Source organism: Castellaniella sp., assembly GCF_047971665.1.
Classification (GTDB): Bacteria; Pseudomonadota; Gammaproteobacteria; order Burkholderiales; family Burkholderiaceae_B; genus Castellaniella.
Map to the genome: position 1 here is coordinate 141,313 of NZ_JBKEAA010000027.1, position 15,196 is coordinate 156,508.

Below are 15,196 nucleotides of genomic sequence, written 5' to 3' on the forward strand. Positions count from 1 at the left end.
CTACCAGTCCAGCAGGGCCGTGGCGGCGGCCGCCATGGCCAGACCGGCCGTCTCGGTGCGCAGCACCCGCGCGCCGAACCGCACGCCCTGCAGCCCCTGACGTTGCGCCAGGGCCAGTTCCTCTGGCGCCCAGCCGCCCTCGGGGCCCACCATCAGCGTCAGGCTGTCCCGCACGCCGGTCAGGGCGGCGCGGAAATCCAGGACGCCTTCCGGGTGGCAGAACAGCGCCGGGCCTTGCACAGTTTCCAGACAGGCCGCCAGCGGCGCGGGCGGATGGATGCGCATCAGCCGATTGCGGCCGCATTGCTCGCTGGCTGCCCGGGCAATGGCGCGCCAGTGATCCAGGCGCCTGTCCAGCCTGGAGCCGGACAGGCGAAGAACGCTGCGTTCCGCAGCGACGGGGCGCAGTTCGGCCGCACCCAGTTCGACAGCCTTTTCCACGATCCAGTCCATCTTGTCGCCTGAGGCCAGCCCCTGGATCAGGGTCAGGCGCCCGCGCAGTTCGCCCTCATGAGATTCGTGGGCGCCCAGCTCGGCCCGGGCGTGCCTGCCCTCGATGCGCAGCGTGGCGGGGTATTGGCCGCCCCGGCCGTCGAACAGGGTGATGGCGGCACCGTCTGCGAGTCGCAATACGCGCAGTGCATGGTGCGCCAGGGCGTCCGGCAGATCGATACGACGGCCGGCGTCCAGCGGCGTCTCGCAGAAGAAGCGGGGAGGCGGCATGGCAATGATCGTTGTGCGGGTGCCGAGGACTATAAACCGGATCGGGCAGGGTGGTAAAATCCCTGGCTTTGTGATTCTGTATGCGGTGAGGCCATGGCTTCGGTCGTGCAGCGCTTGCCCCCCAAGACCCTATGAGCGCCTTGCCCGCCCCCGATCCATCCATGGCCGATGCCATCCGCGTCCTGTCCATGGATGCCGTCCAACAAGCCAATTCCGGGCACCCCGGAGCGCCCATGGGCATGGCCGATATTGCACATGTGCTCTGGACGCGGCACCTGCGTCACAATCCGGCCGATCCGGCCTGGTTCGATCGTGACCGCTTCGTGCTGTCCAACGGCCACGGCTCGATGCTGATCTATGCATTGCTGCATCTGACCGGTTATGACCTGCCGATCGACGAATTGCTCCGGTTCCGTCAACTGCATTCACGCACGCCAGGCCATCCCGAAGTCGGTATCACGCCGGGCGTCGAGACCACCACGGGCCCGCTGGGTCAGGGGCTGGCCAATGCCGTTGGCATGGCGCTGGCCCAGTCGCTGCTGGCGGGCGAATTCAATCGTCCGGGGCACGAACTGATCGGCCATGACGTCTATGCCTTCGTTGGCGATGGCTGCCTGATGGAGGGCATTTCCCACGAGGCCTGCTCGCTGGCCGGCGCCCTGGGCCTGTCGCGCCTGATCGTGTTCTATGACGACAATGGCATCTCCATCGATGGCGAGGTCGAGCCCTGGTTTGCCGATGATACCCCGGCGCGTTTCGAGGCCTATGGCTGGAATGTCCTGCGCGGCGTCGATGGCCATGACATGGCCGCGATCGATGCCGCGATCGTCCAGGCCCAGGCGCATGCCGCCACCGGCAAAGGGCCGACCTTGATCTGCTGCCGCACCGTGATCGGCCGTGGTGCGCCGACCAAGGCCGGTACCGAGAAAGTCCATGGGGCGCCGTTGGGCGCCGACGAGATTGCCGCCGCGCGCAAGGCCATGGGCTGGAATCATCCCCCCTTCGAGATTCCGCGCGAAACCTACCGGTACTGGGATGGCCGCGCGCGTGGCGCGGATCTGCAGGCGGAATGGCAGGCGCGGTTCGACCGCTATGCGCAGGCGCACCCGGAACTGGCCGCTGCACTGAGCCGGCGCATGACGGGCGAATTGCCGGCCGATTTCGCCGAGCGGGCCCGGGCCTATGTCCTGTCCACCCAGGACAAGGCGGAATCCATCGCGTCGCGCAAGGCCTCCCAGCAGGCCATCGCCGCTTTTGCCGAGGTCCTGCCGGAACTGCTGGGTGGTTCGGCCGACCTGACCGGTTCCAATTTCACCGACTGGAAGGGCGTCGAGGCCGTGCGCCGCGCCGCCGGCGGCCCCCGCTCCGGACGCCATATCAACTATGGGGTGCGCGAATTCGGCATGGCGGCGATCATGAACGGGATCGCCCTGCACGGCGGCTATCTGCCGTTCGGCGGTACCTTTCTGACCTTCTCCGACTACTCCCGCAATGCGCTGCGCATGGCGGCGCTGATGAAACAGCGCGTGGTGCATGTCTTCACCCACGACTCCATCGGCCTGGGCGAGGATGGCCCCACCCACCAGTCGATCGAACATGCCGGCAGCCTGCGCCTGATCCCCAACCTCCATGTCTGGCGGCCTTGCGACACGACCGAGACGGCGGTGGCCTGGCAGTCTGCCCTGGCGCGGCCCGCCAGCCTGGGCATGACCGTTCGGGACGGCGGTCCCTCGGCGCTGCTGCTGTCGCGCCAGAATCTGCCCTTTGTGGCCCGTGATGCCGCCACCACCGACGCCATCGCCCGGGGCGGCTATGTATTGCGTGACATGGTGGGCGCGCGCGCCGTGCTGATTGCCACCGGCTCCGAGGTCGGACTCGCCCTGCGGGCCCAGGACTGCCTGGCCGAGCGCGGTGTGGCGACCCGCGTGGTGTCCATGCCCTGCACCCAGGTGTTCGATGCCCAGGAGGCCGACTGGCGTCAGGCCGTGCTTCCGGCAGGTCTGCCGCGCGTGGCCATCGAGGCCGGGGGCACCGCAACCTGGTACAAGTACGTGGGCACGACGGGCGCCGTCGTGGGCATCGACGTCTATGGCGAATCCGCGCCTGCGGGTGAGCTTTTCAAACATTTCGGATTGACGGCCGAGCATGTGGTTGCCGTCGTCGAGCAGCTTTTGTAAAGGAGATTCCTCATGACCATCCGCGTCGCCATCAATGGCTATGGCCGTATCGGCCGCAACATCCTGCGTGCCCACTACGAAGACGGTAAAAAACACGACATCCAGATCATTGCCATCAACGACCTGGGCGATCCCGAGACCAACGCGCACCTGACCCGCTACGATACGGCCCACGGCCGTTTCCCCGGCACGATCGAGGTCGATGGCAATGACATGGTCGTCAACGGCGATCGCATCCGCGTGCTCGCCGATCGCGACCCCGCCAATCTGCCCTGGGGCGAGCTGGGCGTGGACGTGGTGCTGGAATGCACGGGGTTCTTCACCTCGAAGGAAAAGGCCTCGGCCCACCTCAAGGGCGGCGCCAAGAAAGTCATCATCTCCGCGCCGGGCGGCAAGGACGTCGACGCCACCATCGTCTATGGCGTCAATCATCAGGTCCTGAAAGCCTCGGACACGGTGATCTCCAACGCCTCGTGCACCACCAACTGCCTGGCTCCGCTGGTGCATCCGTTGCATCAGCAACTGGGCATCGTCAGCGGCCTGATGACCACGGTGCATGCCTACACCAATGACCAGGTGCTGACCGACGTCTATCACTCCGACCTGCGCCGCGCGCGTTCGGCCACGCACAGTATGATCCCCACCAAGACCGGCGCGGCCGCTGCCGTGGGACTGGTGCTGCCCGAACTGAACGGCAAGCTCGACGGTTACGCGATCCGTGTGCCGACGATCAACGTGTCGATCGTCGATCTGTCCTTCGTGGCGGCGCGCGACACCACGGTCGAAGAGGTCAACGGCATTCTCGAGGCCGCCGCCAACGGCCCGCTCAAGGGTATCCTCGCCTATACCACCGAACCTCTGGTGTCGATCGATTTCAACCACGATCCGGCCTCCAGCACAGTGGATGCCGCGCTGACCAAGGTGTCCGGCTCTCTGGTCAAGGTCTCCTCCTGGTACGACAACGAGTGGGGCTTCTCCAACCGCATGCTCGACACCACCGTGGCCCTGATGGCCGCCAAATAAGGCATCGGTATCGTAATGGTGGCGCAGGGCGGGGCAACCCGCCCTCGTCATATCCGGCGCCTGCCGCCCCCGCCTGAACAGAACTCCGAAGGAACCGCCTCCATGACCATACAGACACTTTCCGGCCTGGCGCAGTCCGGCGCCCTGAAGGGCAAGCGCGTCTTTATCCGCTCCGACCTGAACGTGCCCCTGGACCAGGGCCGCATCACCGAGGACACCCGCATCCGGGCCTCGGTGCCGGCGATCCGGCTGGCGCTGGACGCGGGCGCCGCCGTGATGGTGACCTCGCACCTGGGCCGCCCCAAGGAAGGCACGGTCGGCCCGGACGACACCCTGCGGCCCGTCGCCGGGCGCCTGGCCGAACTGCTGGGCCGGCCGGTGCGGCTGGCCGCCGACTGGGTCGGCGGCGTGGACGTGGCGCCCGGCGAGGTCGTGCTGCTGGAAAACTGCCGCTGCAATCCCGGCGAAAAGAAGAACGATCCCGAACTGGCCCGCCGCATGGCCGCGCTGTGCGATGTCTACGTCAACGACGCCTTCGGCACGGCGCACCGCGCCGAGGCCACCACCGAAGGCATCGCCCGCCATGCGCCGGTGGCCTGCGCCGGCCCGCTGCTGGAAGCCGAACTGGACGCCCTGGGCCGGGCGCTGCAATCGCCCCGCCGCCCGATGGCGGCCATCGTCGGCGGCTCCAAGGTCTCGACCAAGCTGTCCATCCTGCAGTCCCTGGCCGACAAGGTCGATCAACTGATCGTGGGCGGCGGCATCGCCAACACCTTCATGCTGGCCGCCGGCCTGCCCATCGGCAAATCGCTGGCCGAGCCCGACCAGGTCGACCAGGCCCGGGCTGTCATGGACGCCATGCGGGCGCGCGGCGTCGAGGTCCCCATCCCCGTGGACGTGGTGGTGGCGACCACTTTCGCCGCCGACGCGCCGGCCACCGTCAAGGACGCGGCCGACGTCGGACCCGAGGACCTGATCCTGGACATCGGTCCGCGCACGGCCGCCGCCCTGGCCGACCAGTTGCGCAAGGCCGGCACCATCGTCTGGAATGGCCCGGTCGGGGTGTTCGAGTTCGAAGCCTTCGCCGGCGGCACCCGGGTCATCGCCCAGGCCATCGCGGAATCCGATGGCTTTTCCATCGCCGGGGGCGGCGACACCCTGGCGGCGATCGCCAAGTTCGGCATCGCCGACCGGGTCGGCTACATCTCGACCGGCGGCGGCGCCTTCCTGGAGTTCCTGGAAGGCAAGACGCTGCCTGCCGTCGCCGCCTTGCAGGCGCGCGGGGTCTGAGCGGTCCGTGCGCCCAGGCGGGCGGCCGTCCGGGCATTGACCTTTCTTGACGCTCCGGGCGTCGGGACGGGCGCATCCTGTTGTTATCATGGGGTTTTACGCGACTCAGTGTTTACCCTATGAAAAAGCTGTTTGCCGTTTCCGTCCTGGCTCTGGCGCTCGGCGCCTGCGCCCAGGCGCCGAATGAATCCGCCCCGGGACACACCGCCATGACCGTCGACCGTGCCGCGCCCGTCCTGGACAAGGCCACCCTGTCCGCCTACGACTGGCGCCTGACCGAGGTCGTGGACCGCCACGGTCAGCCCGTCGAGGCCTTGCGCGCGGGGTTCGAACGGCCGCTGCGCCTGTCGTTTTCCGATACGTCGGTGAACGTACAGGGAGGCTGCAATACCCAGTTCGGCGGCTACACGCTCGAATCCGGCGCGCTGCGGGTCGAAGGCCTGGCGGCCACGATGAAGGCCTGCGCGCCGAATCTCATGCGGCTGGATGCCGAAATCGCCGCACGTCTGAAGGGCCACCTGGCTGCCCAGGTCCAGGGTGGCGCGGACGCGCCCCGGCTGCGCCTGACCACGGCCGGTGGGGACGTGCAGGTCTTCACGGGTGTGCCCACGCCCGAGACGCGCTACGGCGGCCCGGGCGAGACCGTGTTCCTGGAAATCGCGCCCGAGCGCGTGGCTTGCAGTCATCCTCTGATCCCCGATCACCGCTGCCTGCGTGTGCGCGAGCGCCGCTACGACGCCGCGGGCGTGCTGCAGCCGCCCGCCGCAGACTGGCAGCCGCTGTACCAGCCGATCAAGGGCTATGAGCACCGGGATGGCGAGCACGCCATCCTGCGGGTCAAGCGGTTCACGGACCCCCATCCTCCGGCCGATCGTTCGTCCCGGGTCTACATCCTGGATCTGGTCGTCCAGCGATCCATTTGAAAAATGGATGATGAGGATTCCAATATTTAATTGGTAAATATCGCGGTCGCCCGTTAAGGTGGGGCATCCGTTTCCGGATATCCCATTCACGGCCCCCGCACGGAGGCCGCAACGCACGACCCGTGGAGTTCCCATGTCCAGGACCTACTATGCGCCGCACGGCGGCCATCCCCCGCAGACCGATCTGCTGACCGACCGCGCGATGTTCACCGAGGCCTACGCCGTCATCCCGAAGGGCGTGATCCGTGACATCGTCACCAGCCACCTGCCGTTCTGGGACAACACCCGGTTGTGGGTGCTGGCGCGTCCGCTGACGGGCTTCGCCGAGACCTTCGCCCAGTACATCGTCGAGGTCGGCGCGGGCGGCGGCAGCGAACGGCCGGAGCAGGACCCCGAGGCCGAAGGCGTGCTGTTCGTCGTCGAAGGCGAGCTCGAACTGACCCTGGCCGGCGCGAAGCACGTCCTGAAGCCGGGGGGCTACGCCTTCATCCCGCCGGCCTCGGACTGGGCCCTGCGCAACCGCGGCGGCGAAGCCGCCCGCTTTCACTGGATCCGCAAGCGCTACCAGGCCGTGGACGGCGTGCCTCATCCGGAGGCCTTCGTCACCAACGAGCAGGACGTCGAGCCCATCGCCATGCCGGGTACCGAGGGCCGCTGGGTCACCACGCGCTTCGTGGACATGGCCGACATGCGCCATGACATGCACGTCAACATCGTCACTTTCCAGCCCGGCAGCATCATTCCGTTCGCCGAGACCCACGTGATGGAGCACGGCCTGTACGTGCTGGAAGGCCAGGCGGTCTACCGCTTGAACCAGGACTGGGTCGAGGTCCAGGCCGGGGACTTCATGTGGCTGCGCGCCTTCTGCCCGCAGGCCTGCTACGCTGGCGGCCCGGCCCCCTTCCGCTACCTGCTGTACAAGGACGTCAACCGCCACGCGCCCCTGACGCTGGGTGATCTGGGCCGGCGCTGATCGCGCCGAGAATGTTTCCCCAGAAGGTTTGAGTGAAAAAATCTCCGCCGGGCTGACCAGCGGAGATTTTTTTCGGGGATACGACGAGGAGCGCCGGGCATTCTTTCTGCGCGTGGTGCAAGCCCCGAGCCAGGTCGTCGGTCTGGCCCATGGTCGGTTTCCGTCGGGTTTGTCACTCCGGGCAAGTACGGGTGGCGGAGGAGCAGGTGCGCCGTTCGCGCACGTTTTCGACTGTCCTGTGTCCCTCCTCATCCAGCAGGTCCGCCAGGGCCCGCGCCAGCGCCTGGACGGTGGCGTCCGCCGTGGGGCGGTGAACAGAGGCCGATCTCGTAGTCGTCGACGGCCGGCAGGCCTTCGCGGGATCCGAGGATGGCGTGGTCCGGCGTCACGGTCCGCAGGGGCAGCAGGCTGATCCCCAGGCCGGCGGCCACCGCGTGCTGGATGCCGTTCAGGCTGGAGCAGGTGTAGGCGACGCGCCAGTTCCGGCCCATGGCCTCGAGGGCGCGGATGATGTCCTCCCGGTACAGGCCTCGGGGCGGAAAGGTCACCAGCGGCACCGGGTCGGCCTGGAAGCACGGATGCCGCGCGCTGTCGATCCAGGCCAGGGTTTCCGGACGGTAGGCGACGGCCGCGCGGCTGTGGCGGCGCTGCTTGATCAGGATCAGGTCCAGTTCCCCCCGGTCGTAGCTGGCCACCAGCCCGGAGCACAGACCGCTGGTGATTTCCAGCTTGACCTGGGGATGGCGCCGGCTGAAGTCCGCCAGAACCTGTGTCGCGCGGCTGGCGACGAAGTCCTCCGGCACGCCCAGCCGTACGGTGACGGCGACCGCCGCGCCGGCCATCACGTCCAGGAGCTGGTCGTTCAGCGCCAGCAGGTGGCGGGCGTGGTCGAGCAGCGCCTGGCCGGCGTCGGTCGGCAGGATCTCGCGGCCGCTGCGATCCAGCAGGCGGTGGCCGACCAGGTCCTCCAGCCGGCGGATTTTCTGGCTCACGGTCGATTGCGTGGAATGCAGGCGGGCTGCGGCGGCGGTGAAGCCGCCGCAGTCCACCACCGCGACGATTGCCTTCAGCAGGTCCGGATCAAGGGGCGGCCGGTTCGGCCCATTGGGTTTCGTGCTGGATTCCATGCTGTCATCCGTGTGATGCATGGATTATCCCGCATTCATCGCCTCAACAACCGCAGGCCGTTGCCCACCACCAGCAGGCTGGCGCCTACGTCGGCGAACACCGCCATCCACAGGGTGCCCAGGCCGGCGACCGTCAGGACCAGGAACGCGACCTTGATGCCCAGGGCGAGGGCGATGTTCTGCACCAGGATCCGATGGGTGTCGCGCGACAGCCGGATGAACCAGGGGATCTTGCGCAGGTCGTCGTCCATCAGGGCGACGTCGGCGGTCTCGATGGCGGCGTCCGTGCCCATCGCGCCCATGGCGAAGCCGACGTCGGCGCGCGCCAGGGCGGGCGCGTCGTTGATGCCGTCGCCCACCATGCCCACGGCCGTCCCTGGCTCGGCCAGGCCGCCGACGATCCGCAGCTTGTCCTCCGGCAGCAGGTCGCCTTCGGCGCGGTCGATGCCGACCTGGGCCGCGATGGCCGCGACGGTGTGGGGGTTGTCGCCCGACAGCATGGCGGTGCGCACGCCCAGCGCGTGCAGGGCCCGGATCGCGGCGGCGCTGTCGGGCTTGACCGTATCGGCGACGGCGTAGAGCGCCAGGGCGCGGTGCTCGTCGGCCAGCAGGACGACGGTCTTGCCCTGACGTTCCAGGGCTTCCAGACGGGCCTCCAGTTCGGGCGAGCACAGGCCGCGTTCGTGGATCAGCCGGTGGTTGCCCAGGAAGTGCGGGCGGCCATCGACCAGGCCGCAGGTGCCGCGCCCGGCCAGGGCCTCGAAGTCCTCGACCGGCGCGGCGGCGGGGCCGGCGTCCAGTCCTTGCGCCACCGCCCGGGAGACGGGATGGTCGGAGCGGACGGCCATGGCGGCGGCCAGGGCGTGGCTGCGTGCGGGGTCGGCCGTGTCCAGCGCCACGGTGTCGGTCAGCGCGGGCCGGCCGTGCGTGACGGTGCCGGTCTTGTCCAGCGCGATCCAGCGCAGCAGGCGGCCCTGTTCCAGGTGGACGCCGCCCTTGATCAGGACACCGTGGCGGGCCGCAGCCGCCAGGCCGCTGACGATGGTCACCGGCGTCGAGATCACCAGGGCGCAGGGGCAGGCGATCACCAGCAGAACCAGCGCCTTGTAGACCCATTCGGTCCAGCCGCCCAGGCCCAGCAGGGGCGGCAGCACGGCGATGGCCACGGCCAGCAGCACCACCAGCGGGGTGTAGATGCGAGCAAAGCGGTCCACGAAGCGCTGCGTGGGCGCGCGCGCCGATTGCGCCGACTCGATGGCCCGGATGATGCGCGCCAGGGTCGATTCGCCGGCGGCCGCCAGGACGCGGTAGTGCAGTTCGCCCGTGCCGTTGATGGTGCCGGCGTAGACCGGGTCGCCGGCCGCCTTGTCCACGGGCAGGCTTTCACCGGTGATGGGGGATTGGTCCACGGCCGAACGGCCCGATTCGATTTGCCCGTCCAGGGCGATGCGTTCACCCGGACGGGTGCGCACCAGGTCGCCCGGGGACACGGCTTTGGCCGGGATGTCGCGCCAGCCGCCGTCGGCCTGCCGCACGGAGGCCTGGTCGGGGGCAAGCTGCATCAGGCCCTGCACGGCGCGGCGGGCGTGGTCCAGCGAGCGCGCCTCGATGCGTTCGGCGAGGGTGAACAGCACCATCACCATGGCGGCCTCGGCCCATTGGCCCAGGACCAGGGCGCCGGTGACGGCGATGCTCATCAAGGCGTTGATGTCCATCCGGCCGTGGCGCAGCGCGGCCCAGCCCTTGCGGTAGGTGTCCAGGCCGCAGCCCGCGATGGCGAGGATCGCCAGGACCGCGGAGACGGCCCAGGGCGCCTCGAACCAGTGGGCGGCCTCGGCCGCCAGGGCGCCGGCGCCCGAGGCCGCCAGCGGCCACCAGGCACCGTCGGTGTGGCCGTGGCAGCAGCCGATGTCTTGTCCGATGGTTGTGGCGGAGGCCTCGGTCTCATGGCTGTGGCCATGGCCGTGACAGCAGGCCGCGCCCGCGTCCGGCGCGTGATCGTGGTCGTGATCGTGGTCGTGGACTGAGCCGGAGGCGGGGTGTCCGTGGACATCCCGGCAGGTGTTTTGGCAGGTGGCGTGCGGCATGACGGATCCCTGTACTGCGATTTATGATGGCAGTACACACCTTGTAGCCGCTACAAGGTCAAGCATCCGGAACGTCCCAGGAGGATCCTGCATGAAAATCGGCGAACTGGCCGGCGCCGCCCGGTGTTCCACCGAGACCGTCCGCTTCTACGAGCGGGCCGGCCTGCTGCCCGCGCCCGCCCGCAGCGAGGGCAACTACCGGCAGTACGGACCGGCGCATCTGGAACGCCTGCGCTTCATCCGCAACTGCCGGGGGCTGGACATGGCGCACGACGAAATCCGCGCGCTGCTGGACATGATCGACCATCCCGCCCGCGACTGCGGCCCGATCAACCACCTGCTGGACGAGCACATCGCCCACGTCGACGTGCGCCTGCGCGAGCTGCAGGACCTGCAGCGGCAGCTGGTCGGGCTGCGGGAGCAGTGCCGCGCCGAGCAGGCGGTGGACGCCTGCGGCATTGTGCAGGGGCTGGCGCGCATGGAGACGGCCGACGGGCCGGCGCGCGGATCGCACATCGGTTGATCGAGACGGGCCGCCCTAGACCGGGTCGAAGTGCGTCATCACGTCCAGCACCGGCAGGTCCGCCATGACCCGTTTGCGGGCCTCGACGGCGATGGCGTGACCCGCCTCGATCGTCAGCCGGGCATTCATTTCGATATCGACTTCCACCCAGATCATGTCGCCCATCTTGCGGGTGCGCAGGTTGTGCAGCCCCATCACGCCGGGCGTGCCCAGGATTCGCTCGCGGATGGCGCGCTCGGTGTCGGTGTCGGCGGCCCGGTCCACCAGGTCGTTGAAGGCCTGCCAGGTGAATTTCCAGCCCATGCGGATGATCATCAGCCCCACTACCAGCGCGGCGATGGGATCGGCCAGGGGCAGACCGGCCAGATTGGTCCCCACGCCCAGGGCCACCACCAGAGATGACGCGGCATCCGAACGGGCATGCCAGGCGTTGGCCACCAGCAGCGTGGAACGCACGCGGCGCGCGACGCGCAGCAGGTAGCGGAACAGTCCTTCCTTGGCCAGCAACGCCAGCAGCGCGACATAAAGCGCGATGGCATGGACGGTCGGGATGAGGTCCGGGTCCTGCAGCCGCTCGAAGCTGCGCCACAGCATGCCCAGGCCGACCAGGATCAGAATCAGGCCGATCGCCAGCGTGGCGGCCGTTTCGAAACGCAGATGCCCGTAGGGATGATCGGCATCGGGCGCCTTGGCGCCGTGTTTGTTGGCGACCAGCACGATGCCGTCGGACACCAGGTCGGACAGCGAGTGGATCGCATCGGCCACCAGGGCCTGGGAATGGGCATACAGGCCGACGACCAGCTGGGCGCCGGTCAGCGCCAGGTTGGTCCAGACGCTGACCCAGGTGCTGCGCCGGGCCGCTGCCTGCCGCTCTGGTGTATCGATACGGGGATGAGGCTCAAGTGACATGCCCGCCAGTATACGGGCGGTTCCGCCCGGGGCGTGAGGTAAACTGAAGCCCCTCCCGGCTCTACAGGAAGACGGTCTGCATGTGGTTTCAACCTGGCTTTGCCCTGGCGCGTGGCGTTCGCCGGCTGCGCCAGCTGCCCTGGCAATGGCTGCTGGCTGTGCTGGTCGCGGTCGACGGCTATGTGTTTCTGCAGCCGCTCTGGGAAACCATCACCAGCCAGGGGCTGTTGCAGACGCTGCAACTCCGTGACAGCGCCGGCATCACGGCGTTCCTGGGATCGGGCGGCATCGGCCAGCTGGCGCGGTTGATGCTGGGGCTGGGCGTGCAGGTGATGGCCATCGGCCTGCTGTACCGCGCCCGCATCGCCTGGAGCCTCTCGCTGGTGCTGCTGGTCGCGATCGGCACGGTGTCCCTGTGGCGCGGGCAGGGGCATTACGGCCTGATTGTCTTTACGGTCATGCTGGCGGTGGTGTTGACCAGCTACTGGCGCTATTTCGATCGGGCCAGCCTGGCCGCGGGCGGTCTGTTCGCCCTGCTCAGCGTGGTCAGCCTGCTGTTCTATGCCGTCTTCGGCGTCCTCTACTTGGGCGAGGAGTTTTCGCCGCCCGTGCACGATCCGGTCTCCGCCCTGTATTTTTCCATCGTCTCCATGTCCACGGTGGGATACGGGGATATCAGTCCGAAGACCGACACCGCCCGTTTGTTCACGATTTCCATCATCATTCTGGGAATCACGGTCTTTGCCACGTCCATCAGCGCCGTGGTCGGGCCCATGATCGGCGGCAACATCAGCCGTCTGATGCACGGAAGGAAACCACGCACCATGCGAAAGAACCACATCATCCTGGCAGGCGTCGGCCCCCTGGCTCAGAGTCTGTACGGCGCACTGCGCCAGCGCGACTATGCCGTCACGGTCATCGTGCCTGCGGCGCAGGGCCACCCGTATCCCGCCGATGCCGACATTCTGGTGGGCGATGCCTCGGAAACCCACATCTTGAGTCAGGCCGGCGCGGCGCATGCCCGGTACATCCTGGCCCTGCGCCAGGATGACGCCGAGAACGCCTTCATCGTCATGGCGGGCCGCGAGATCGGCGGGCCCGACACCAAGCTGGTTGCGATGGCGAACTCGTCTCAGCATCTGGCCAAGATCCGACGGGTGAATCCCGATATCGTGATCTCGCCGCAGATGCTGGGCAGCGAGATCCTGGCCCGCACCCTGAGCGGCGAGCCCATCGACGAGGCGCTGATCACGCGCCTGCTGTTCGGCGAAGACGAAAAGGCGCCCGATCCCGCCGTCTGATGCCCGGCGGCGCGCGCCTGTCAGGGTGCGCGCGTGAACCCGGACTTAGCGGATGCGCATGCCTGGCTGGGCGCCTTCCCAGGGTTCCAGGATGTAGATGCCGGGGTGCGCGTCCTCGTCGGCGTGGCTGGCTGCCAGCACCATGCCCTCCGAGACGCCGAAGCGCATCTTGCGCGGAGCCAGATTGGCGACCAGGACCGTCAGCTTGCCGGTCAGATCATCAGGCTTGCAGGCGGATTTGATACCCGAAAAGACTTGCCGCAGGCGGCCTTCGCCCACATCCAGGGACAGGCGCAGCAGCTTGTCCGAGCCTTGGACTTCCGCGCACTCGACGATGCGCGCGATGCGCAGGTCGATCCGGCCGAAATCCTTGATATCGATGACCTCGGCGATAGGCTCGCCGCCCGGAATCTCCGCAGGCGCCTGAGGCGGCTCGAACAGGGCGTCGAGCAGGGCCGGGTCGACGCGTTGCATCAAGTGCTTGAACGCGGCGATGCGCGCCGGCAGCTCGCCGGCATCGGACCAGATGTAGGTGCGGTTGCGCCCGAACAGCTCGCGGGCGACGCGTTCAGTCAGGGCCGGCAGCACGGGTGAGAGCATGACTGACAGCGCCTGGAATCCCGCCAGGGCGCGCGAGCAGATGTCTTGCAGCGCGGCTTTTCGCGCGGGTTCGGCCTGGGCGAGGCCCTTGGCGAGCACCCAGGGCTGGGCGGCGTCGAAAGCCTGATTGATGCGATCGGCCTGGGCCATGATGCGGCGGATGGCGCGGCCGTATTCGCGCGCCTCGAAATCCGCCTGGACCTGTTCCGTGCAGTCGCGCAGTTCGGCCTGCAGCGCCCCGGCGTCGCCGGCATAGGCCAGGGCGCCGTCGAAGTGGCGGGTGATGAATGTCGCGGCGCGGCTGGCGATGTTGACGTATTTGCCGATCAGGTCGCTGTTGACCCGGGCGACGAAATCGTCGGGATTGAAGTCCAGGTCCTCGACGTGGGCGTTGAGTTTGGCGGCGATGTAGTAACGCAGCCATTCGGCGTCCATGCCGATGTCCAGGTAGCGCAGCGGAGAGATCCCCGTGCCCCGGCTCTTGGACATCTTTTCGCCGCTGACGGTGATGAAGCCGTGCACGTGCAGCATGTCGGGGATCTTGCGACCGGAGAATTTCAGCATCGCTGGCCAGAACAGCGCATGGAAATAGACGATGTCCTTGCCGATGAAGTGCACCTGCTCGGTGGTGGCCTGCGGCGCCAGCAGCGCGTCGAAGTCCAGCCCGTTTTTCTGGCAATAGGCCTTGAGTGAGGCCAGGTAGCCGACCGGCGCGTCCAGCCAGACATAGAAATATTTGCCCGGCGCATCGGGGATGGGGATGCCGAAGTAGGGTTCATCGCGGGAGATATCCCAGTCGGCCAGATTGGCCTCGGCGCCTTCGGCCGTGCCCAGCCACTCACGCGTCTTGGCGAGAACCTCGGATTGCAGCCGGGCGGTGCCATCGGCCCGCGTGCCCGTGGTCCATTCCTGGAGAAAGGCGACACAGCGCGGATCGGACAGGCGGAAGAAAAAGTGTTCCGAGCTGCGCAAGACTGGCCGCGCCTTGCTCAGGGTGGAATAGGGCTCGATCAGTTCGGTCGGACTGTAGACGGCGCCACAGGACTCGCAGGAATCGCCGTACTGGTCCTTGGCGTGGCAGCGCGGACATTCGCCCTTGATGTAGCGGTCGGGCAGGAACATGCCCTTGACCGGATCGTAGAACTGCTCGATCTCGCGGCTGTCGATGAAGCCGGCGGCCTTCAGCGCGCGGTAGATGTCCTGGGACAGCTCGATGTTCTCTGGGGTGTCGGTGCTGTGCCAGTGATCGAAGCGGATGTGGAACCCGTCCAGGTATTTCGGCCGTTCGGCGGCGTAGCGGCCCACCAGCGCCTGGGGCGTGATGCCCTCGGCCTGCGCCTTGAGCATGATGGGCGCGCCGTGCGCGTCGTCCGCCCCGACGAAATGCACGGTGTGGCCGGCCATGCGCATGGTGCGCACCCAGGTATCGGCCTGGATGTATTCCATGATGTGGCCGATATGAAAGGAGCCGTTGGCGTAGGGCAGGGCGGTGGTGACGAAGATCGTGCGCGACATGGGGCGGGCAAAGGGAGGAGAGGAG

At 67.9% G+C, this 15,196-nt stretch carries 11 protein-coding genes and 1 pseudogene; 7 read left to right on the top strand and 5 right to left on the bottom strand.

Annotated elements, in window-relative coordinates; translation table 11 throughout:
- Positions 1–723, bottom strand: coding sequence for a 16S rRNA (uracil(1498)-N(3))-methyltransferase (locus tag ACK5JE_RS11230; protein WP_416801793.1), 723 nt, complete (start codon positions 721–723; stop codon positions 1–3).
- Between the two features lie 131 nt (positions 724–854).
- Between ACK5JE_RS11230 and tkt the strand changes: the two genes are divergently transcribed.
- The 5 genes from tkt to ACK5JE_RS11255 all read left to right on the top strand — a co-directional run bounded on the left by tkt (position 855) and on the right by ACK5JE_RS11255 (position 7,109).
- Positions 855–2,900 (top strand): transketolase, encoded by a 2,046-nt coding sequence (gene tkt / locus ACK5JE_RS11235; protein WP_416801794.1) that lies wholly within the window; start codon positions 855–857, stop codon positions 2,898–2,900.
- A gap of 12 nt (positions 2,901–2,912) precedes the next feature.
- Positions 2,913–3,923 (top strand): type I glyceraldehyde-3-phosphate dehydrogenase, encoded by a 1,011-nt coding sequence (gene gap / locus ACK5JE_RS11240; RefSeq protein WP_416801795.1) that lies wholly within the window; start codon positions 2,913–2,915, stop codon positions 3,921–3,923.
- 102 nt (positions 3,924–4,025) lie between these two features.
- Entirely contained in the window at positions 4,026–5,213 is a 1,188-nt protein-coding gene (locus tag ACK5JE_RS11245) for a phosphoglycerate kinase (RefSeq protein ID WP_416801796.1), read from the top strand.
- 119 nt (positions 5,214–5,332) lie between these two features.
- Positions 5,333–6,136 (top strand): META domain-containing protein, encoded by an 804-nt coding sequence (locus ACK5JE_RS11250; RefSeq protein ID WP_416801797.1) that lies wholly within the window; start codon positions 5,333–5,335, stop codon positions 6,134–6,136.
- Between the two features lie 133 nt (positions 6,137–6,269).
- On the top strand, positions 6,270–7,109 hold the full coding sequence (locus ACK5JE_RS11255; protein ID WP_416801798.1) for a bifunctional allantoicase/(S)-ureidoglycine aminohydrolase: 840 nt from the start codon (positions 6,270–6,272) through the stop codon (positions 7,107–7,109).
- A 172-nt stretch (positions 7,110–7,281) separates the two neighbouring features.
- Here ACK5JE_RS11255 and ACK5JE_RS11260 read toward each other — a convergent pair.
- Together ACK5JE_RS11260 and ACK5JE_RS11265 are read right to left on the bottom strand one after the other, a co-directional pair.
- Positions 7,282–8,236, bottom strand: a pseudogene (locus ACK5JE_RS11260) (LysR substrate-binding domain-containing protein).
- A 35-nt stretch (positions 8,237–8,271) separates the two neighbouring features.
- Positions 8,272–10,323 carry a heavy metal translocating P-type ATPase gene (locus ACK5JE_RS11265; RefSeq protein WP_416801799.1) on the bottom strand — a complete coding sequence of 684 codons (2,052 nt, stop codon included), beginning with the start codon at positions 10,321–10,323 and terminating at the stop codon, positions 8,272–8,274.
- Positions 10,324–10,414: 91 nt separating this feature from the next.
- On the opposite strand from ACK5JE_RS11265, the gene cadR reads away from it, so the two are divergent.
- Positions 10,415–10,846 carry a Cd(II)/Pb(II)-responsive transcriptional regulator gene (gene cadR, locus ACK5JE_RS11270; protein WP_416801800.1) on the top strand — a complete coding sequence of 144 codons (432 nt, stop codon included), beginning with the start codon at positions 10,415–10,417 and terminating at the stop codon, positions 10,844–10,846.
- A gap of 15 nt (positions 10,847–10,861) precedes the next feature.
- Here cadR and ACK5JE_RS11275 read toward each other — a convergent pair whose 3' ends face one another.
- Positions 10,862–11,755 (bottom strand): cation diffusion facilitator family transporter, encoded by an 894-nt coding sequence (locus ACK5JE_RS11275; protein WP_416801801.1) that lies wholly within the window; start codon positions 11,753–11,755, stop codon positions 10,862–10,864.
- A gap of 80 nt (positions 11,756–11,835) precedes the next feature.
- On the opposite strand from ACK5JE_RS11275, the gene kch reads away from it, so the two are divergent.
- Positions 11,836–13,056 carry a voltage-gated potassium channel protein gene (gene kch, locus ACK5JE_RS11280; protein ID WP_416801802.1) on the top strand — a complete coding sequence of 407 codons (1,221 nt, stop codon included), beginning with the start codon at positions 11,836–11,838 and terminating at the stop codon, positions 13,054–13,056.
- 45 nt (positions 13,057–13,101) lie between these two features.
- Here kch and metG read toward each other — a convergent pair whose 3' ends face one another.
- Entirely contained in the window at positions 13,102–15,171 is a 2,070-nt protein-coding gene (gene metG / locus ACK5JE_RS11285; RefSeq protein WP_416801803.1) for a methionine--tRNA ligase, read from the bottom strand.
- Positions 15,172–15,196 lie beyond the last annotated feature (25 nt).